The following is an 18,922-nucleotide window of genomic DNA, read 5'->3' on the forward strand; positions in this document are numbered from 1 at the left end:
GCAGCAGCAGGCCGAGCCCGAGCAGGCGGCCAAGCCTCAGAAAAAGGCCAAGGAGCAGCCCGCCGCCGAGCAGCAGCAGGCCGAGCCCGAGCAGGCGGCCAAGCCTCAGAAAAAGGCCAAGAAGCAGCCCGCCGCCGAGCAGCAGCAGGCCGAGCCCGAGCAGGCGGCCAAGCCTCAGAAAAAGGCCAAGGAGCAGCCAGCCGCCGAGCAGCAGCAGGCCGAGCCCGAGCAGGCGGCCAAGCCTCAGAAAAAGGCCAAGGAGCAGCCAGCCGCCGAGCAGCAGCAGGCCGAGCCCGAGCAGGCGGCAAAGCCTCAGAAACCGAAGGCCAAACAGCAGCCCGCCGCCGAGCAGCAGCAAGAGCCCGAGCAGGCGGCAAAGCCCAAGCCACAGAAGAAAGAAAACAAGGCGTGCGATCCGCAGACTGGGGCGAACTGCTAGTTAAGTGGGCTAGGGCACCGCGATTGTTTCACCGCGGTGCCCGCTGACGGGCCTAGGTACGTCGAGAGACTGCCGGTCTGTTTGCCGGACCAATAGTTCAAGGCCATCTGGCCATCTGCAGCGACCAGCGCTTTCCATGCGCGAGAAGGCGATCCTTCTGATCGCAGCTGACATATGTGTCCCGAACTCGGACTGCCGTTCGAGCTTTGCGTTTCCGTCGAGGACCTCCGTGAATACTCCGCCACATCGCGCCTAAGACCGGCTGGTCGGCCGATACCTCCTCACCCACCTGTCGGCTGAGGTTCCTTCGTCGCTGCCGAAGCTTTGTGGGCCAGCGCGTCCCCAAGGCGGCACTCCATCTTCGCCTTCCAGTGCAAAACGGCCGAACTCTGCAGCGACATTGCGGCGCACAGCGTGGTTTTTGAAGCGATGGACGCGGCCTTCACGCTGTTCGATGTCGACCGGATTGGGGTCGTTTGCCATCAGGCCTGCGTCACATGTCGGGCCCTGAAACGTCATCCTGATCGCCATTTGAAAAATCGGGCATGATGTCGCCGGCCAGCAGCTTCTCCTTCGACAGCAGCCCCGCGTCCTCGAGTGCCTCGAAATCCGGCAGCTGGCGCAGCGTGTCGAGCCCGAACTGCGACAGAAAGGTTTTCGTCGTCACGTAGGTGTACGGCGCGCCCGGCTGGGGGCTGCGCGGCCCCGAGGCAATCAGGTCCTGCGCGCGCAGCACGCCGATTAGATCGCGCGAGACCTCCTTGCCGAAGAAGGAAGACAGCTCGCTACGGGTGATCGGCTGGAAATAGACAATGCACATCAAGACGAGCGCCTCCGCCTGCGACAGGTCTTTTGTACCCTGCCCCGCGGCCGTGCCGAAGGCGGAGCGGATGACGTCGGCGAAGGCTTTTTTCGTCCGGTGTTGCCAGCCGCCGGCGACCGCGACCAGCTCATAGGGGCGGCCGGCGAGCTCGGCGCGGATGTCGTCGATGATCAGCTCGAGATTGCAGTTTCTTCCCACCACGCGCGCAAGGACACTACGTGTCACCGGTTCGCTGGCAGCAAAGATCACCGCTTCGACGCGACCCATCCACTCGCGCCAGCGCAGTTCCGGCGGCAGGTGCTCCAGCTCGGCGTCGACCGGCATTCGCTGGACATTTTTTTTCGCCCTTTCGTCGCTCGCTGTCTCCGCCATCGCTAAAGTCCAAACAGCCGGAAAGAGGAACGGCCAGACAGCTCGCGCACGGCCTCGAGCTGTTGCAGCCGCTCGAACAGACGGCGCGCCGCAAAACGCGACAGGTTTTTTGTCACGAGCGATCCGGCGACGGCATCTTCATTCAGGAGCAAAAAAATCACGTCGTCGGCGCCCTTGGCGCGCAGTTTTGGCACCACCGCCAGGAGTTTTTCGGCGCGGCGCGACAGCTCGCCGGCGAGCCGGCAGGCTTCTGCCGCCGCATGCACCAACGCGACGCAAACCGCGCGCTCGAAACTTTTGTCCCCGGGTCGGATGCGCTTGCCGCCACCGGCCTCGGCACGGAAGGACGGTCCATAGGCCTGGGCCATCAAGAGCGGAAGCGGCAGCGGCCAGCGCAGGCTTTGCGCCAGCACCAGGTCGGCAAGCCACCAGGCAAAAAGCTCGGCATCGGGCCGCACCGCGACGACGCGGGCGGCGATTGCGGCGGCGGCGAACGGCGCCGGCCGGCCGCTGCGGACCTGATCGTCGATCGCCGCGCACAGATCGGCGAGAGCTTTATGGTCCCAGGCCAGTCCGAGCAGTTCGACCACCTTCGCCAGACGTTCGGCGCTGGCGACGGGCGGCTGCAGAGCCAGCTGCCGCCAGGCGGAAAAAATGGCGCCGGCGGGACCGGGGTCGGCGCCGGCCGGGCAAAGCTGCCAGGCGTCGCGCAAACCGGCTGCGTCCTCGGCGCGGCCGGCGAGCCGCATGCTGGCGGCGGCGCCGTTCAGCGCCAGCCGCTGGCGCCAGGCGCCGGCCCAGCTGGGTTGCGCGCGGGCAGGCGTGTCGAGCGCGCCCAGGGCGGCGCCGGCCTGGTAGGCGGCGTCGGCTTCGCTGGACGCGCCGCCGGCGGCGAGCGCCCAGGCCGGAACGGTCGGCGGCGCGGCGGGGCTGGCGGTGGTGGGATCGAGGCGAATCATGGTTTTGGAGCGTAAAGCGCGCGTGCGCTTTCCGCCATCAATTTCGGCACAAAACGCACAGCCTGTCGGCGCGTTATAATGAACGATAATGTTGCATTATCAGTCGTTTAATCATGCCAGCCCGCCATCGTTTCCGTCCGGCTCTCTGCTGGCTCTACTGTCGCAGCGTCTACTTTTGGTGCGGGTTCTGGATTGACTCTTTGGCGAGATGAGGCGCGAAGCAGCCATCCGCAATCCGGCACATGCCAGCTGCTAGATTGCATAAAACATTTCAGGAAAAGGCCCATTCCGCATCGGCCGGCGTGACCAACCCCTGCCGCAGCCGGCTGTGAAGTTCATGCCACGACGGGTCTGTTACGAAGCCATTCATACTTCCGCAGGCCTCGGCGAAAGAAATGTCGCCCAAACGGTCGATAAGATCACTCATCCCGCCGTTCCTGCCATTTAGGTATAGCTCGAACGGATCATCATCGCACTCAATTACCCGATGTCCCCAAGCTCCCGGCACGTCGTCCGTTGCGAGAGCCTGCAGAAGATCCGCATCCGCGCCCGCAACCTCAAGCGCCCGGCGGACAACATAGCGCATCAAGGGATAGTATACCGGTTGATGACTGCCTCCGAGCACGCGAACGCCGGGCAGAATGGACAAAACCAGAAATACGAGGAGGAGATTCGGAATGAGGCTGCGGTTTGCCAGCCGCTCAAGGATATCGGGGGCCGTAAAGCGGGCGACCTTCATCCCGGTCGCTGGATGGACGAGTTCTCCTTCGGCGAGCCGTAGCGGCAGGCGCTTGCCATTCTCATAGAACCAGAAGAAATCAGTACCGCGCGGGAGCCAGCCACTCCAGGGGCCGGACGCCAGCCCATCGAGGCCGGCAAGGATATTGGAAGCGAACTTCGGGTCTTCCAGCAGTTTCATGCGTAGCCAGGAATTTTCGTCCGACAGATGGTCCGCCACCAGATCGGCAATATCCTCGTCGTCGATCTGCAGGAAAGCAAAGCGGCCTCCGAACATTTTTGGCCAAAGAACTAGATTGGCCGCCTTGATGGCGTGCGCGGGCCGCTCGAATTGCGTCTTCGGCAGAAGGCTACGAAGCAGCGTGAGCGTGTCTCCCCCAGTGTTTGGCTCCGTCGGTAACAACTCGAACCTATAGGGTCCCGGCCCGGCTAGCAGGCTGTATCCGATCATCCGGCTTCGGCTGAGGCCGAAGACGTTGACCGGCTTCCCGTCAACGGTGAGCCAGCCTGGTCCCTTGCGTGGTTTTTCAACGAGATTTACCGTCGAAACGGCATAGGAAAGATAGGTCGAACAGCCATGCGCCGAGAGACCAAGGAGGCTGAAGATGTGCGTGTAATAGGCTTCTGGCTCCATGAGGAGGAGCAAATGAGGGCCTGTCTGCAACACCCGGCGCCTTTCGAAATCCCTGCAGATTTCCGAGGCGGCATCGGTCGATAACCCGTTTCGTGTCGCTGCCTTCCTGATGATGTCGATTAGTTTGCTGAAGGCTCGAAGCCGGATTTCTGGCATGTACCTGGATGCTGGCGCCTCGAACAGGCGAGACGCATATTCGCGTGTCGGCCGGGAATGATATGGGCTCATCCAGGGGTAGAGTGCCGTCAGCGACCCCAGGATTGCCCGTTTCGCATCTGCACCTGCTGCTAGCTCTTCCACCTCACGATTCACCCTTTTCTTCCGCCTGACCGGCACCGACGCTCAAGCACGAAATACTGACGAGGAGCACCACTCCGAAACTAAAGAAAATCGTCGAAGGAAATGCTCGATCTCCTACTGCGGCGGCGATGCCGAAGACGAGTAATCCGAGCACCACGGCCACACTATGCATAATGCCTTTTGCCCGGCCCAACAGATAAACGGATACACGCGACTGCAGTGTGACTTCAACGCTGACGCGTCCAAGATTGTATAGAAATCCGAGCGCCGCAAAAAGCATCACTGTCCAGGGCGTGCGCAGAGATGCCAGCGCCATGAGTACCAGCGCCGCTAAGCCCAAAAGCATGAGATGCCGCGCATGGGTACTCATCGCTCCTTCAATTCGGAATAGAGAGACCGCGCCGATCAGTGAGCCCACCGACCATGCAGCCTCGAGGTAGCCGAAATCCACGGCAGTACCTTTCTGCTCCTGGAAGACGAAGCTCGATCCCATGACGCTGACAAGCACCGCGCTTGTATAGAGAAGCGCGTAGACGACAATGAGACGACGCAGGCTCGGATCGATTTGCGCTGCAGAGATTTTGGGGATGCGGACATCGCGCGAAACCGATTGCCACCGCATCAGGGCAAGGCAGCCTGCTGAAAACATGAAGAAGGCAGCAAGAACGGTGAATGGCAGGGCTGGGGAGCGTTCATGCAGCAAAGGCCCTGCAAGCAGAGCTGCGCCGAGATTGCCTAACTGCATGACGAAGAAGACGGCGGAATTCGAGGTTACAAGATCGCGGCCGCCAGCTATCACGGGGATCATTGATTGAGAGCTGGTAAGCGCGACACGGTCGCAAAACGAAAAGAGGGCCGCTGACAGACAGATAATCAGAAACACGTCCATGTAGAGAAGCGCGCAAGCGGTAGCCAGCATAACGACGAAGCGGCTGAGGTCTGCCGCAACGTTCAAGCGCCGCCTGTCAAATCGATCCGCCGCTACGCCGGCCAAAGGGCTCGCGATGAATTCGACAATACTTGCGATCGCAAGGAACGTCGCCACGCCGGCAGTTCCGTACCCTCGCTCGACGAGAATCCAGGCGGATGCGATGTAGTAGCCGTTTCGGGCAACAGCCGCCGATAGCGTGCTGGCCAGGAATCCTGGGCAGGGATTGGACCGGTCGGCCCGTCCTTTGCCATGATGAATTTGAACCAGGTTTGACATGAGCGGCGTATCCGGGCTGACCGCCGATGGATACCTTCTTCCGCCAAGCCTGCTTTACTGTGATGTTGGGGTTTTCGGATACTTGCTGAGAACCGACAAGCGGCGACCTAGATTCGGCACTTACGACGAAATTCCGTGGGGGCCGCGCCGAAGGCCCGCTTAAAGGCGGTCGTGAAATGGCTCGAACTGCCGAAACCACATTCCATCGCGATTTCCGTCGCCGACAAATTGGTCGTTCGCAGCATGTCCGCGGATTGCTCCAGTCGGCGCTGCGCAATGAATGCGTGCGGCGTCATGCCTGTCGACTGCTTGAAGGCCCTCCAGAAATGGAACCGGCTAACCCCAATCTCTTTTGCCAAATCGGTGAGCGAAGGTCTGCCTTCCGACAACAACGCCTCGATCATTCCCACCGCGCGTTTGAGATCGAACGACGACAAACCGCCTTTTACCGGTTCCTGCCGCATGCCGTTCAACCTGAACATTTGCACCAGCAATTGCGTGGCCTGGCTCTCCACCATCCTTGCGCTGATTGGATCAGGCTGCTTGAGCTCCAAGGCAATCCTCTGCAACGCCAACTCTACAGTGCCATCCCGAAATCCGATCGAAGGCGGCAGCACCGCCGGGCGATGGCGCGCCATTCCCGCAAACACATCATCGGCGAACCCTTTTTCAATCGAGACCAGGAGGTAGGAGGCGGTCGCGTCGCCCTCGTCCCATCCATTCCAATCACTGCCGGCGGGCATGAAGATGATCGAACCGGCCCGGCGCGGCAAAAAGGCAATCCGGCGCCCATCTACAATGTCTTCTCCGCGGCACGCCGTGCCCTTCAGGTTCATCAAGAACACATGGTTTGGCTGGAGGATTCTTGTCTCCTGGCGCTCAAGCCCGGTTCTTTTGATTACGTCCGCCCTTACGCTCCCCCAACTCTCATATTTGTGGGCAAGCGATTGGTGCCGTGAACGGCGATTCTCGGTCGGGTCGAGGGCAAGAGTATTCACGTATCCACAGCCTCCTTACTGGCGAGTGGCCAGTCGTTGCGTGATGTGGAGAACCATGGGTTGCTGAACAACACGCAAATAACTCTGGATTGGTAGAAGATGTGACTTTAGCGAAAAAATGGCAATCGAGTGAAAGCCGCCTGTATCCGGCAGGCCTACCAGATGGCTCAGCCAATACTTGAGCCAGGTGAAATATTAGACCACACTTATCTTAGTGGAATTTCCCCCCATCGACGTATCGGCATCTCACCACAGGAACGGTGTTGGAGGCATACTGCGATGCGTGGACTCGACGACTTTCTGGCTGAGTGCGACCATGGCCCCCGGATCAACGGACTCGCCGGCTTTTTCGCGGCGACCGCGGCCGGAAAGAGCGGGATGCCTATCCGCAAGCCCGTCGCCGATACGCGCCTTCTGCCGCGTGATGAACTGCTGCGCGACCTGATAAGCCTGCATGCGGCACGACAAGGTTTTTTCGACCAGCACTATCACGGCAGCATTCCCTACAGATTAGAGGAAGAATGCCGGATGGCCTACGCAGTTCTGAAATATGCACGGCACCGTGGCGCTCCGCTTTCGCTATACAGCCTCGGAACAGCGGAAGGCACGATGGCGAGAACACTGTCCGAACTGTCCGACGGACAAATACGCACACTGTCGTGCAGCCCGAACGCTGAGAATTACAAATGCTTCATGGCTTATGGCGAGCCGCCGCACGCCGACTTCTTCATCGGCCCCTTCCATCATTTGACGAAGGACGTCCTGGGTTCAGATCCGCGACTGGCAAATTTCGCCCACGGTTTCGATATCATTCTGGAAGATACGACCTTTCAGATGTACTCGCCGAACAGATCGGGACAGATCGAGTTCGTGACCCAGCACCTCAAGGCTGACGGGATCTTCGTCTTCGTCGAGAAGTTTCGGGCAACCGACGAGACGGACTACAGGCGTCGCGAATACCAGAAGGATTTCGGCTTTAAGGCGCGCTATTTTCCCCCGGACGAAATCGAGAAGAAGCAAACCCTCGTTCTGAATACGATGTTCGGCAATGAGGTGACTTTGGCAGAGATGGCCGACGCAATACACGTGCATTTCAGATACTGCGCCCTGACGTGGAACAGCGGAAATTTCTGCAGCCTCGCGGCGAGCAATAGCGAAGAAAACCTAAACCGGTACGTTTCCCAGATGGCCACTCCAGCCATTCCGCACGAGTACGTCTACGAAACCAGCTTGTATCCGACCCTGCCGGTTAGCGTCGCCGCCGCGCAGGAATAGGCTCCTGAGCCTTGAGACAGGTCAACAACACGTTGCGCCGTTTGGACCATGTCTTCGCAGCTGTCGACCATGGTAGCCTCAGGCAGGCCGCAAGAGTTCTCAGGGTGAGGGAATCCTGTGTCAGCCGCAACATCGTTGCTCTCGAACAATTGCTGGACATGCAGTTGTTTGATCGTGACGTCCATGGTGTTCGGCTGACCGAAGCAGGCCGGGCCTGGACTGACCTCGTCCGGGCTCATTATGAAGGCTTGCACGATGCCCTCGCCGGAGGTGGTCGCGGCGACCAGGATACCAAAACAGTCAAGATAGGGTTGTGCGGCCAGATAGGTCGGGCGTTCGTGGCGCGGCTTGTCGATCGATATCGCAGCTTACATCCGGACGGGAGCATCGCCATCGAGGACGTTCCCCATGAACAGTGTCTGGCGGCAATACGTCGCCGGCGCCTTGACATCGTCTTCACGCACGGGCTCGAGAACGGAGCCTTATGCCGTAGCGAAACATTTGGGCACGAGCGCTTGTTCGTTCTCTTGCCGGGTGACCATCCGCTCGCTGAAAGGCCGGCAATCAGATGGAGGGATCTTGCAGATACTTGTCTGCTGGTTTCGGTCGGATCGCCGCAGGATCCTGTTTTGCTGGAAAAGATTGCCGCAGATAGTGGCCCCTCTATTCAAATATGTCGCGCGAGCGAAGCGACGGTCATCCTCAAGGTGCAACTCGGTCAAGGCGTAACCCTGGCGGGCGAAGGTTTTGCAAGGACCGTCGCCATCGACGCTACAGTGTGGAAACCCATCGACGGTCAGAACAGCATCAGTTCGATTAAGGCGGTGTGGCTGGAATCGAACCCAAAGCGTGCGCTTCTACGGCTGGTTGGGACCGCAAGCAACCTGGTGGCCGCAACGCGACCCTGGCCTACTCCCGTCAAGCGCGAAACCTGACGTCACGCCATGACTGGGAGGCGCGACTGACGCGGTTCGACTCCGGCCGTCCGCCCCTTAGCCTCCCTCCGAACGCTTTGCGCTGGCAAAGCCTCGATCCGTCGCAATGAACCGCTCCAACATCGCAACGATGAGGCGCGGCGCATCGGCTGGCCGTTGCCCCGCGTCGCGGGCAAGGATCTCGGCATAAGCGGTCAGGTCACGATGCAATGCCGCGGGTAGCTCCACCATGACCTTGACAGGTTTGTCGTCGGCGATCGGCCCCAGTTTCAGCTTGGCCATTTCAGCCTCCGTAAGGTTCGAGCACGAGATCGTGCGTGACGATGACGCGTACCGGGAATCCCGGTCGGATGGTGAGCGTCGGCGCTATGTTGAGCTGCCGCTGGACGATCTGCTGGCCGGTCTGGCTGATGCTGTCCGAGGCACCCTGGCGCAAAGCGCGCATGATGTCGCTCTCCTGGCCCGATGAGCCTGCTTGCGCGCCGATGCTCAGAACCGTGGAAAGTGCTGCAGCCTTGAAAAGCTCGCCCCAGTGATAGTCGACGCCGTCCTCGAGGCCAGCATAGCCCTCGGCGTCCGCGCCGGGCTCACGTTCCAGAACGATGGAGCGGCCGTCAGGAAAAATCAGCCTGGTCCAGACCAGCAACACGCGACGCTGGCCGAAGCCGACACCATTGTCATACTGGCCGATGAGGCGCGTGCCCTGCGGAATGAGAAGGATGTGTCCGGTGGGGCTGTCATAGACATTCTCCGTGACCTGCGCGGTAATCTGACCTGGCAGGTCGGAGCGAATGCCGGTGATGAGAGCGGCGGCGATGACGGCGCCCGCCTGGAGGACGTTCTTCGACGCCGGCGCCGCGACGCGATCGGGCGAGACAGTGCGCTTGTCCGGTGGCTGATCGAGGAATGCGAGTTGGCGATCCTGCGCGGAGGGCGTCGCTGGCTGCGGCGCGAGGCCTAGGCTGGCGAGATTGGGCTGTGGCATGGTGTCTGTCGTGGCCCGAGCGACAGTCGCGTCACTTGCGGGCCGCGTTTGCGTTGACGCGAACAGGCGCGCGGTCCTCGCTGCTTCCAGTTCCTGTTCCCGGCGCTGCTCCTCCTGGTCCGGTCCGATGGGAGCTGTCGATGGCGCGGTGCCGCCATTCTGTGCGGCGAGGATCGGGCGGCCGAGATCGCCTGGAAGCGGCAGGCCAAGTTTTGGAACGCCGGCATAGTCCTTTGGCAGGCCGGCGAGCCCATCGGGGGTCGAGCGATTGTCGGTTGAATAGAGCTCCTGACCCTGGCCTTGCTGACGGTTCTGCAGCGCATAAATCAGCGCCCCGCCGACAGTGAGGCTTGCGGCGAGCCCCAATCCGGTCAGCGCCTTGCGGGACAGACGCGTCACGCGCGGCGGCTCCGCGCGCAGCCGCATGGTCGCGGCCGGCTCGCCTGTCGACGGCCGGGAAGCATCATCGGTCGGTGCCTCCGGCCACGCGTCCTCCACCAGCCCCGGGCCCTCTTCCTTCCCGGAATCGAACGTGTTGCTCACGATGCCGACCCTCCGCTGTCTGTTCGGAGGTTCGTCGCTTGCGAAGCCTCACCAGGGCCTCGCATCCATGACAATGGACTGCTCTTCACCCCATCGGTGCGGGAGACACGCACGCGCTGCTGGTTCTTGCCGGCGCCGAAGCGCAACTCGGCGGCGGCAAACAGCCGGTCGACGATCATGTAGTTGCCGCGCACGCGATAGTTCACCAGCTCGGACGTGTCGCCCTCCGGCCCGACCACGAAGAGTGGCGGCATCTCGCCCTGGCCGATGCCTCGCGGGAACTCGATGAATACCTGCTTGCCATCGTCGAAGGCGCGCAACGGCCGCCACGGTGCACGATCGCCCGTCACCTCGTAACGGAAATTGACACGAGCGAGGTCGATTCCCGTCGAGACCGGCTGTGCCGCCTCAGCCTGCTGGTTCTGACGGCGCAAGGCGATGAGTTGGTCCTGCGGGTATTGCCAGGAGACCGAAGCCATATAGGTCGACGGCGTCGAGCGCAGTTCCATGTGATAGGTGCGCCGATCGGTGTTGATGACGAGATTGGTGAGAAGGTCGGCGCGCGTCGGCTTGACGAGGATGTGGACTTGCTTGGCGCCGCCCGTACCGCTCTCGGTATCGCCGATGATCCAGCGCACGGTGTCACCGGCGGCGACGGGACCAGAGCCGACGAGCTGCTCGCCGGGCTGGAGCGCGATGTCGGTGATCTGCCCCGGCGAGGCATAGACCTGATAGAGCGCGCCATCGACGAACGGATAGACCTGCATCGAGTTGATGAACCCGTTGCGGACAGGCTGGACGCGCGCGGCCGCATTGGCCAGATTCACGCGCGCGGCCGGATCGGTCGGTTCCGGTTCGGGCTTTGCCTCCTTGCCGATCGGCTTCAACTGGCCGGGAAGCGGCAGCGGCTTAGACAGCTCTACCACCTTGACGGGCGGGAGCGGATCGACCGCCTGCACGGCCGGGATCGGATCGTCATAGGAAATCTCCGGCGGCTTATGCTTGGTGGCACAGCCCGCAAGCGCTGAGGTCAAAAGCAGGAGTGCTGGAAAGCCTGTCTTACGGAACGCCGGCATTGCGTAAATAACGAAGGCCGGACGCCCCCAGGGGGCGGTATTGCAGAGTGCGGGCGTCATTGTCCAAGCTCCTTCGACCAGTTGATGGCGTTGATGTAGATGCCGAGCGGGTTCTTCCTCAGCGTGTCGGCGTCACGCGGGGGCTGCACGACAATGGTGAGAATGGCGGACCAGCGCTCCGTGGAGGCGAGTGAGCCGTCCTGATAGCGGCGTTCGACCCAGGCGATGCGGAAGCTCACCGGCGATGCGCGGATGACCGACGACACGTCGACGGCGACCTGCTGCTTGCCGACCTTGGTGAACGGGTCATTGGCACGCGCATAATCGTTGAGAGCCAGCGCCCCGCCTTGCGTCGCGAAGTCATAGGCGCGCAGCCAGTTCTGCCGCACGATGACCGGATCGGCGGGGATCGACCTCACCTGTTCGATGAAGTGCGCCAGGTAGAAGGCGATCTGCGGGTCGTTCGGCTGATAGTCGGCGACCGCGGGTCCCACAGCCTGCGCCTGGCCGAGACGATCGACCTGCACCACCCAGGGCACGATCGAGCCGTTGGCGGATTGCCACACGAGTGCGGCGGAGAAGCCCGCGGCGAGCGCCAGGGAACCGAAGGCCATGTAACGCCAGTTGCGCGCCTGCACGCGCGCGGAACCGATGCGCTCGTCCCAGACCTGGGCAGCGCGCTGGTAGGGCGTTTCAGGTTGTGGGGATCTGCCGTAGTGCGTGGACGGTCGCTTGAACATGCTCAGTCACTTTCAGAGAGGTTGATCGAGGAGCCGCCGCCATGGCTGTCGCCACTGCGAACAGCGTGAGCGGCGGCCTGGACGCCATGGGCCATCTGCGAGCGCTTCATGCGCTTCGCCCAGGCGGGCTGACTTTCGGTTGCGGAGGACGCGACGGGAGCGGAGCCGGCTTCAGCAGCGTTCGCGCCGATTGTGCCAGCGGTGAATGACCCGCCCGTCGTCTCGAAGGCAGCGCGAGCGCCGGACTGGTAGCTGTGCTTCATGCTGCCTGCCGCATTATTGGCCGCGCGCTTGAGCGGTGAGATGGCACCCAGGGCACCGGCGCTGGCGACACCGCCGAGCCCGGATGCAACGCTGGAAAAGCCTGACTGTCCGGCCGCGCCGAGGCCGTAGGCGGTGGATGCCCTGCCCGCGGTGGCGGCACCGCCACGGGCCGCCGCTGTAGCACCGCCGCTGACAGCCGCGCCGCCGGACACGACGGCGCCGGCGGCCGCAGCGCCCACCGCGACCACACCGCCGGCGGCGAGCCCGGTGCCGACCGCCGCGCCCGCGCCGAGCTGCGGGCCGCCGGAGACGAGACCGTTGGCAATGCCCGGTCCAAAGATGCCAAGGCCGAGCAGTGACAGCGCGGCCAGCACGATCGCCATGGCATCGTCGATCGACGGCGTGTTGCCGCTGAACCCCGAGGTGAACTCGGAAAAGAGCGTCGAGCCGATGCCGATGATGACGGCGAGCACCAGCACCTTGATGCCGGACGAGATGACGTTGCCGAGCACGCGCTCGGCCATGAACGCGGATTTGCCGAAGAGACCGAAGGGTATCAGCACGAAACCGGCGAGCGTCGTCAACTTGAACTCGATCAGGGTGACGAAGAGCTGGATCGCCAGGATGAAGAAGGCCAGCAGCACCAGCGCCCAGGCGAAGAACATGCAGGCGATCTGGATGAAGTTCTCGAAGAAGGACCAATAGCCCATCAAGTTCGAGATCGAGTCCAGCAACGGCCGGCCGGCATCGAGCCCTGTCTGCGCCACCTTGCCCGGGCGCATGAGATCGTTGACGGTAAACCCCGTTCCCGAGGCCTTGAGGCCAAGCCCGGCGAAGCTTTCGAAGACGATGCGGGCGAGATTGTTCCAGTTTGAGATGAGATAGGCGAAGACGCCGACGAACAGCGTCTTCTTGACGAGGCGCGCCATGATGTCGTCGTCCGCCCCCCAGGACCAGAAGAGCGCCGCCAACGTCACGTCTATGACGATCAGGGTCGTGGCGATGAAGCCGACCTCGCCGCCGAGCAGGCCAAAGCCGCCGTCAATGTAGCGCGTGAAGACTTCTAGGAAATGGTCGATGACGCCCATGCCACCCATGTCAGCGAACCTCCGGCCGGGGCGGCTCGACCTGCATCGCGGGAGCGGTCATATCCATCCGCTCCCCTTCTTTCCGGTCGGCTGACGCCGGCACATTCGGAAACTGCGTTGTCGGCGCTACCGGCGCAGGCGCGGTTACCGAGTCACGTTGACCGAGAAATCGGCGCCGGCTCTCTGCCCACGCTTTCAGACAGCCGGGATCGCGAGGCCCGGCCTCGCCGGTCCCGGAACAGCGGCCCAATTCGGAGGCGAGCGGGTCTTGTGGCGCGATGGAACGGTCCCGCGTCGCAAGGGTGTCAGGCTCATCGTCCGTGCTGCTCATCTCGATTGCGGTCACTGTCAAACCAACCGCGATGAAGACGACCGCGCCAATGCGAGCGAGGAATTTGCCATCCATCGCGCACGCCTCAGTTCTTGCCATAGAACATCTGCGCACTGCCGGGCTGGTAGCCCGAGCCCTGCGTCAGGAAGCGGCGGCGCTGCTCCCTGCCCTGGTCGGCGGCGGTGGCCTGCTCGGCCGATTGCAACGCCTGCGCCCGACCGTTCGCGGCGACGACAGCGGTGAGATCGGCAAGCTGCTGCGCCTGAAGCGCGAGAAGTTGGTTGCCGGCCTGTGTTGCCTGAAGCGCGCCAGTCGCACCCTGGCTCTGGCCGACCAGCGCCGACATCTCACTGCGATTGGTGTCGATATTGCCGACAACGCCGGCCTGCACACGCATGGCATCCTGTAGGCCACCGACCGTGTTGCCCCAGCGCGAGCGCGCGTCGGCGACGAGTTGCTGATCCGAAGCCGACAGCGAGACGTTGCCGTATTTCTGCTGGAAGGCCTGATCGATCTGCTGGACGTCATAGGCAACGTTCTGCGCTTGACCGAGCAATTGCTGCGTACGTTGCACCGACTGCTGGAGCTGTTGCAGTGAGGAGAATGGCAAGCTTGCGAGATTGCGGGCCTGGTTGATGAGCATCTGCGCCTGGTTCTGAAGCGAGGTGATCTGGTTGGTGATTTGCTCGAGCGAGCGCGCTGCCGTCAGGACGTTTTGCGAATAGTTGGAGGGATCGAACACGATGAACGCGTGTGCCGGCGTCGCGAGCATCGGTGCGAGCGCGGCGGGAGCGACAAGCAGAGCGGCAGCGAGCCGCATGCCAAGGGGACGGCGCAGTTTCATGGGGATTTCTCCTTTTTGGTGAGGGCGGGGCTGGTTAGGACGGGAACGAGTTCAGCGGCCCAGCCGACGCCACGGTGGTTGAGCCAGGCTGCGAGGAAACCGTCACGGCCGTGCTCGGTGACGATGCGGGCGATCGCGGTCTGGTCGGTCTTTGCGGATACAGCGCAGAGCGCGAGTGCCACATCCGACAGACCGAGCTCGAACAGCCGGTTGCCGCGCCGGGACTGGCAGTAGTAATCGCGCTTCGGCATCGCCCGGGCGATGATCTCGATCTGCCGATCGTTGAGGCCGAAGCGGCGATAGATCGCCGTGATCTGCGGCTCGATGGCGCGCTCGTTCGGCAGCAGAAGCCGGGTCTGGCAGCTCTCGATGATCGCCGGCGCGATTGCCGAACCATCGATGTCGCTGAGCGACTGCGTGGCGAAGATGACGCTGGCGTTCTTCTTGCGCAGCGTCTTCAGCCATTCGCGGAGCTGGCCGGCAAAGCCCTCGTCGTCCAGCGCAAGCCAGCCTTCGTCGATGATGAGAAGGGTCGGCGAGCCATCGAGCCGGTCTTCGATGCGATGGAAGAGATAGGACAGGACGGCGGGCGCAGCACCCGTTCCGATCAGTCCTTCGGTTTCGAATGCCTGGACCGACGCCGATCCGAGATGTTCGCGATCGGCATCGAGCAACCGGCCGTAGGGACCACCGAGGCAGTAGGGACGCAGTGCCTGCTTGAGATCATTTGATTGCAGCAGCACGACCAGACCGGTGATCGTGCGCTCCTCGACGGGCGCGGAGGCCAGTGAGGTCAACGCCGACCAGATATGCTCCTTGACCTCTGGGGTGATCGCCACATTCTCGCGCGTCAGGATCGCCACGATCCAGTCGGCGGCCCAGGCCCGCTCAGGGATTTTATGGATGCGGGCGAACGGCTGAAGGCTGACGCCGTCGATCGCCCCATCGCTGAGATCGCCGCCGAGATCATGCCAGTCGCCGCCCATGGCGAGTGCCGCGGCGCGGATCGAGCCGCCGAAATCGAAGGCGAAAACCTGCGAGCCTCCATAGCGGCGGAACTGCAGCGCCATCAGTGCCAAGAGCACGGACTTGCCGGCGCCGGTCGGGCCGACGATCAGAGTATGGCCGACATCACCGACGTGAAGCGAAAGCCGGAACGGGGTCGAGCCTTCGGTCTTGCCGAAGAGCAGAGGGGGCGCTGCAAAATGCTCGTCCCGCACCTCGCCCGCCCACACCGCCGAAAGCGGAATGATGTGGGCGAGATTGAGCGTGGAGATGGGGGGCTGGCGGACGTTGGCGTAGACATGGCCCGGCAGACTGCCGAGCCAGGCGTCGACGGCGTTGATGGTTTCGATGATCGCCGTGAAATCGCGGCCCTGGATGACCTTTTCGACCAGGCGTAGTTTCTCGTCGGCGATGCCGGGATCATCGTCCCAAACCGTCACCGTCGCGGTGACATAGGCCATGCCGGCATAGTCGGCGCCGAGTTCCTGCAGCGCCATGTCGGCATCGGCGGCCTTGTTTGCGGCGTCGGTGTCCACGAGGACGGACGCCTCGTTGGTCATCACCTCCTTGAGGATCGCGGCGACCGATTTGCGCTTGGCGAACCACTGACGCCGGATCTTTGTCAGCAGCCTGGTCGCATCGGTCTTGTCGAGGAGGATCGCGCGTGTCGACCAGCGATACGGGAAGGCCAGCCGGTTCAGTTCGTCGAGCAGACCCGGCGTGGTCGCGGTCGGGAACCCCGTGACCGTGAGGATGCGCAGATGCGATGCGCCAAGGCGGGGCTCAAGCCCGCCGGTCAGCGGCTGGTCGGCCAGCATGGCATCGAGATACATCGGCGTTTCGGGAACGCGGACACGGTGGCGATTGGTCGAGACGCAGCCATGCAGGTAAGTCAGCGTCTCGGCGTCATCGAGCCAGCGGCACTCCGGCATGAAGGCTTCGACAAGGCGAAGGACGCGGTCGCTGCGATCGGCGAACCCGGTCAGCACCTCATTGGGGTCCAGGCCCTTCTTCTCGCGGCCTTCGTAGAGCCAGCTTTCCGCGCGCGCGGTGTCTTCGGCGGGCGCGAGATAGGCGAGTGTGAGGAAGTAGCTGGACTCGAAATGAGCGCCGGCCTCCTCGAAGCCCGCCTTTCGCTCCGCATCGACCAGCGCGGAGGCCGCATCCGGAAAGCGGCTGTCGGGATAGCGAGTCGAGGCATGGCGCTGCGCCTCCACGAAGATCGCCCAACCGGAACCGAGCCGGCGCAAGGCATTGTTGAGCCGGCCGGCGACGGCGACCAGTTCGGCCGGAACGGCGCTGTCGAGATCGGGACCGCGAAAACGCGCGGTGCGTTGGAAGCTACCGTCCTTGTTGAGGACGATTCCGGCACCGACCAATGCCGCCCAGGGCAGGAAGTCGGCGAGCCGGCTGCTACGATTGCGATATTCTGCAAGGTTCATCATCGGTGCGACCTCCCTCAGACCGCGAGATGCGTCGGGATGCGCAGATGCCGTCGAACGACGTCGGCGAAAAGCGGATCGCGCTTGGCGGCCCAGACAGCGGCAACATGGCCGATCGCCCAGATGGCGATGCCGACGAGCCAGAGACGCAGCCCCAGCCCCACGGCGCCAGCGAGCGTCCCGTTCATGATGGCAATGGCGCGCGGGGCGCCGCCGAGCAGGATCGGCTCGGTCAGCGCGCGGTGCACAAGGACCGTATAACCCGGCACTACATAATCGGGCATTGGGCCGCCCTGTTCGACAGCGCCCGCCATCAGACCAGCGCCCCGCCGCCGAACGAGAAGAACGACAGGAAGAAGCTCGACGCCGCGAAGGCGATGGACAGGCCGAACACGATCTGGATGAGCCGGCGGAAGCCGCCCGACGTGTCGCCGAAGGCGAGCGTCAGGCCCGTGACGATGATAATGATCACGGCCATGATCTTGGCGACCGGGCCTTCGATCGACTGGAGGATCTGTTGCAGCGGCTGTTCCCACGGCATCGACGAGCCGGAGGCATAAGCGGGCGCGGCCATCACCAGGATGAGCGTGGGAACGGAAACGGTCATGGCAAAACGATGGCGCGCAAGGCGCAGGCGTTGGATCATGGATTTTCTCCTTCAGGGCTTTGGATGAGCAGGGGCGAAATTTCGTCGCCCTCGATGACGGCTGGCGCGACGCGGTAATCACCGTCTTGGCGAAGGCCATCGACACGGGCGAGTTCGGACAGCCGGCGCGCGGAGCCGCGGCCGGAAAGGACGGCAACCAGGTCGATCGTTTCGGCGATCAGCGCGCGTGGCACCGTGACGACGGCTTCCTGGATCAGCTGCTCCAAGCGGCGAAGCGCGCCCATGGCGCTGCCGGCGTGGATCGTGCCGAGGCCGCCGGGGTGGCCGGTGCCCCAGGCCTTCAACAGTTCGAGCGCCTCGGCCCCGCGCACCTCGCCAACCGGAATGCGGTCCGGGCGCATGCGCAGCGATGAGCGAACAAGATCAGATAGAGACGCGACGCCGTCTTTCGTGCGCATCGCCACGAGGTTCGGCGCGGCGCATTGCAGCTCGCGCGTATCCTCAATGATGACGACGCGATCGGCGGTCTTGGCCACCTCGGCCAGCAGTGCGTTGATCAGCGTGGTCTTGCCCGTGGATGTGCCGCCAGCGACCAGAATGTTCGCTCGGCTGGCAACGCCCTGGCGCAGTGCGTCCGCCTGGCGCGCCGACATGATCCCGGCCGCGACATAGTCTTCAAGGGTGAAGATGGCGACGGCGGGCTTGCGGATCGCGAAGGCGGGCGCTGCAACGACGGGAGGAAGAAGCCCCTCGAAGCGCTCGCCCGTCTCGGGCAGCTCGGCCGAGACGCGTGGGGCGCCGGCATGAACTTCGGCGCCGACATGATGAGCAACCAGGCGGATGATGCGCTCGCCGTCCGCCGCCGACAGACGCTCTCCAGTGTCGGACAGGCCCTCGGACAGGCGATCGATCCACAAACGCCCATCGGGGTTGAGCATCACTTCGACGATGCCCGCGTCGTCGAGATAGCTCGCGATCGCAGGTCCGAGCGCTGTGCGCAACATGCGTGCGCCGCGCGCCAGACCTTCGGAATTGTGAGGCGAAGCTGCCATCCTGTCCCCGTTTCGATCCGGGGGACATGGGCGGCCCCTGGACGGGGATGATTAAGAGAGCCGCATCTCGATTGGTTTCAACACCTATGTCGAGGCGTAGTAGCGTAGCGTACAATTACAGGAGATTGGCGGGATCGTCCGGCGACCAGCATTGACGATCTCGCGCCAAATCTGTTCCGTTGTCGCCGCAAGCCCTGCGAGGCGACGATTCTTCCATCCGGTTCGCACGCGCAAGCGACCTCGCTGCGGCTGTTCAGCCTCTTCC

19 protein-coding genes are annotated in these 18,922 nt (G+C 63.1%); 3 read left to right on the forward strand and 16 right to left on the reverse strand.

The annotated features are described in order from the left end of the window. Positions 1-439: cell envelope integrity TolA family protein (locus D3227_RS41990; RefSeq protein WP_167480996.1), on the forward strand; the 439-nt coding region annotated here is incomplete at its 5' end. A 493-nt stretch (positions 440-932) separates the two neighbouring features. Here the strand turns inward: D3227_RS41990 and scpB are convergent. From scpB to D3227_RS35385, 5 genes are all read right to left on the reverse strand, one after another. Further along, positions 933-1,586 (reverse strand): SMC-Scp complex subunit ScpB, encoded by a 654-nt coding sequence (gene scpB, locus D3227_RS35365; RefSeq protein ID WP_245452055.1) that lies wholly within the window; start codon positions 1,584-1,586, stop codon positions 933-935. Between the two features lie 50 nt (positions 1,587-1,636). Next, positions 1,637-2,593: a DUF1403 family protein gene (locus D3227_RS35370; protein ID WP_120018758.1), complete on the reverse strand. Its 957-nt coding sequence runs from the start codon at positions 2,591-2,593 to the stop codon at positions 1,637-1,639. A gap of 271 nt (positions 2,594-2,864) precedes the next feature. Continuing rightward, the gene (locus D3227_RS35375) at positions 2,865-4,121 is read right to left on the reverse strand and encodes a hypothetical protein (RefSeq protein WP_147377773.1); all 1,257 of its coding nucleotides are present in this window, start codon (positions 4,119-4,121) and stop codon (positions 2,865-2,867) included. Positions 4,122-4,266: 145 nt separating this feature from the next. Then, entirely contained in the window at positions 4,267-5,472 is a 1,206-nt protein-coding gene (locus D3227_RS35380) for an MFS transporter (protein WP_120018760.1), read from the reverse strand. A 107-nt stretch (positions 5,473-5,579) separates the two neighbouring features. Beyond that, complete coding sequence (locus D3227_RS35385; RefSeq protein WP_120018761.1) at positions 5,580-6,470, reverse strand: helix-turn-helix transcriptional regulator; 891 nt, start codon at positions 6,468-6,470, stop codon at positions 5,580-5,582. A 279-nt stretch (positions 6,471-6,749) separates the two neighbouring features. On the opposite strand from D3227_RS35385, the gene D3227_RS35390 reads away from it, so the two are divergent. Together D3227_RS35390 and D3227_RS35395 are read left to right on the forward strand one after the other, a co-directional pair. Next, positions 6,750-7,745, forward strand: coding sequence for a class I SAM-dependent methyltransferase (locus D3227_RS35390; RefSeq protein ID WP_120018762.1), 996 nt, complete (start codon positions 6,750-6,752; stop codon positions 7,743-7,745). Positions 7,746-7,756: 11 nt separating this feature from the next. Continuing rightward, positions 7,757-8,680, forward strand: coding sequence for a LysR family transcriptional regulator (locus tag D3227_RS35395; RefSeq protein ID WP_120018763.1), 924 nt, complete (start codon positions 7,757-7,759; stop codon positions 8,678-8,680). Positions 8,681-8,737: 57 nt separating this feature from the next. Here the strand turns inward: D3227_RS35395 and D3227_RS35400 are convergent, their stop codons facing one another. The 11 genes from D3227_RS35400 to trbB are packed head-to-tail and all read right to left on the reverse strand — an operon-like array spanning position 8,738 to position 18,657. Continuing rightward, positions 8,738-8,962, reverse strand: a complete 225-nt coding sequence (locus D3227_RS35400; RefSeq protein ID WP_120018764.1) for a DUF2274 domain-containing protein — start codon at positions 8,960-8,962, stop codon at positions 8,738-8,740. Position 8,963: 1 nt separating this feature from the next. Next, the gene (locus tag D3227_RS35405; RefSeq protein WP_120018787.1) at positions 8,964-10,166 is read right to left on the reverse strand and encodes a TraB/TrbI/VirB10 family type IV secretion system protein; all 1,203 of its coding nucleotides are present in this window, start codon (positions 10,164-10,166) and stop codon (positions 8,964-8,966) included. A gap of 38 nt (positions 10,167-10,204) precedes the next feature. Further along, on the reverse strand, positions 10,205-11,344 hold the full coding sequence (trbG, locus tag D3227_RS35410) for a P-type conjugative transfer protein TrbG (protein WP_167480997.1): 1,140 nt from the start codon (positions 11,342-11,344) through the stop codon (positions 10,205-10,207). Continuing rightward, the gene (gene trbF / locus D3227_RS35415; RefSeq protein WP_120018766.1) at positions 11,341-12,024 is read right to left on the reverse strand and encodes a conjugal transfer protein TrbF; all 684 of its coding nucleotides are present in this window, start codon (positions 12,022-12,024) and stop codon (positions 11,341-11,343) included. The genes trbG and trbF overlap by 4 nt, the downstream gene beginning before the upstream one ends. Positions 12,025-12,026: 2 nt before the next feature. Beyond that, a complete protein-coding gene (trbL, locus tag D3227_RS35420) occupies positions 12,027-13,385 on the reverse strand; it encodes a P-type conjugative transfer protein TrbL (RefSeq protein WP_120018767.1) in 1,359 nt (452 codons plus the stop codon). A gap of 1 nt (position 13,386) precedes the next feature. After that, the gene (gene trbK-alt / locus D3227_RS35425) at positions 13,387-13,782 is read right to left on the reverse strand and encodes a putative entry exclusion protein TrbK-alt (protein ID WP_120018768.1); all 396 of its coding nucleotides are present in this window, start codon (positions 13,780-13,782) and stop codon (positions 13,387-13,389) included. Between the two features lie 10 nt (positions 13,783-13,792). Beyond that, positions 13,793-14,551, reverse strand: coding sequence for a P-type conjugative transfer protein TrbJ (gene trbJ, locus D3227_RS35430; protein ID WP_120018769.1), 759 nt, complete (start codon positions 14,549-14,551; stop codon positions 13,793-13,795). Further along, positions 14,548-17,001 carry a conjugal transfer protein TrbE gene (trbE, locus tag D3227_RS35435; protein WP_120018770.1) on the reverse strand — a complete coding sequence of 818 codons (2,454 nt, stop codon included), beginning with the start codon at positions 16,999-17,001 and terminating at the stop codon, positions 14,548-14,550. The genes trbJ and trbE overlap by 4 nt, the downstream gene beginning before the upstream one ends. A 14-nt stretch (positions 17,002-17,015) precedes the next feature. Next, positions 17,016-17,312 (reverse strand): VirB3 family type IV secretion system protein, encoded by a 297-nt coding sequence (locus D3227_RS35440; RefSeq protein ID WP_120018771.1) that lies wholly within the window; start codon positions 17,310-17,312, stop codon positions 17,016-17,018. Beyond that, entirely contained in the window at positions 17,312-17,644 is a 333-nt protein-coding gene (locus D3227_RS35445) for a TrbC/VirB2 family type IV secretion system protein (protein ID WP_120018772.1), read from the reverse strand. Before D3227_RS35445 ends, D3227_RS35440 begins: the two co-directional genes overlap by 1 nt. Continuing rightward, positions 17,641-18,657 (reverse strand): P-type conjugative transfer ATPase TrbB, encoded by a 1,017-nt coding sequence (gene trbB, locus D3227_RS35450; RefSeq protein WP_120018773.1) that lies wholly within the window; start codon positions 18,655-18,657, stop codon positions 17,641-17,643. The genes D3227_RS35445 and trbB overlap by 4 nt, the downstream gene beginning before the upstream one ends. Positions 18,658-18,922: the final 265 nt, after the last annotated feature.

The organism is Mesorhizobium waimense (genome assembly GCF_003601975.1).
GTDB classification, from domain to species: domain Bacteria; phylum Pseudomonadota; class Alphaproteobacteria; order Rhizobiales; family Rhizobiaceae; genus Mesorhizobium; species Mesorhizobium waimense.

Coding starts and splice junctions, on each gene's coding strand:
- scpB (WP_245452055.1), bottom strand. CDS start 1,586: ATGCCGGTCGACGCCGAGCTGGAGCACCTGCCGCCGGAACTGCGCTGG.
- D3227_RS35370 (WP_120018758.1), bottom strand. CDS start 2,593: ATGATTCGCCTCGATCCCACCACCGCCAGCCCCGCCGCGCCGCCGACC.
- D3227_RS35375 (WP_147377773.1), bottom strand. CDS start 4,121: ATGCCAGAAATCCGGCTTCGAGCCTTCAGCAAACTAATCGACATCATC.
- D3227_RS35380 (WP_120018760.1), bottom strand. CDS start 5,472: ATGTCAAACCTGGTTCAAATTCATCATGGCAAAGGACGGGCCGACCGG.
- D3227_RS35390 (WP_120018762.1), top strand. CDS start 6,750: ATGCGTGGACTCGACGACTTTCTGGCTGAGTGCGACCATGGCCCCCGG.
- D3227_RS35400 (WP_120018764.1), bottom strand. CDS start 8,962: ATGGCCAAGCTGAAACTGGGGCCGATCGCCGACGACAAACCTGTCAAG.
- trbG (WP_167480997.1), bottom strand. CDS start 11,344: ATGACGCCCGCACTCTGCAATACCGCCCCCTGGGGGCGTCCGGCCTTC.
- trbF (WP_120018766.1), bottom strand. CDS start 12,024: ATGTTCAAGCGACCGTCCACGCACTACGGCAGATCCCCACAACCTGAA.
- trbL (WP_120018767.1), bottom strand. CDS start 13,385: ATGGGTGGCATGGGCGTCATCGACCATTTCCTAGAAGTCTTCACGCGC.
- trbK-alt (WP_120018768.1), bottom strand. CDS start 13,782: ATGGATGGCAAATTCCTCGCTCGCATTGGCGCGGTCGTCTTCATCGCG.
- trbJ (WP_120018769.1), bottom strand. CDS start 14,551: ATGAAACTGCGCCGTCCCCTTGGCATGCGGCTCGCTGCCGCTCTGCTT.
- trbE (WP_120018770.1), bottom strand. CDS start 17,001: ATGATGAACCTTGCAGAATATCGCAATCGTAGCAGCCGGCTCGCCGAC.
- D3227_RS35440 (WP_120018771.1), bottom strand. CDS start 17,312: ATGGCGGGCGCTGTCGAACAGGGCGGCCCAATGCCCGATTATGTAGTG.
- D3227_RS35445 (WP_120018772.1), bottom strand. CDS start 17,644: ATGATCCAACGCCTGCGCCTTGCGCGCCATCGTTTTGCCATGACCGTT.
- trbB (WP_120018773.1), bottom strand. CDS start 18,657: ATGGCAGCTTCGCCTCACAATTCCGAAGGTCTGGCGCGCGGCGCACGC.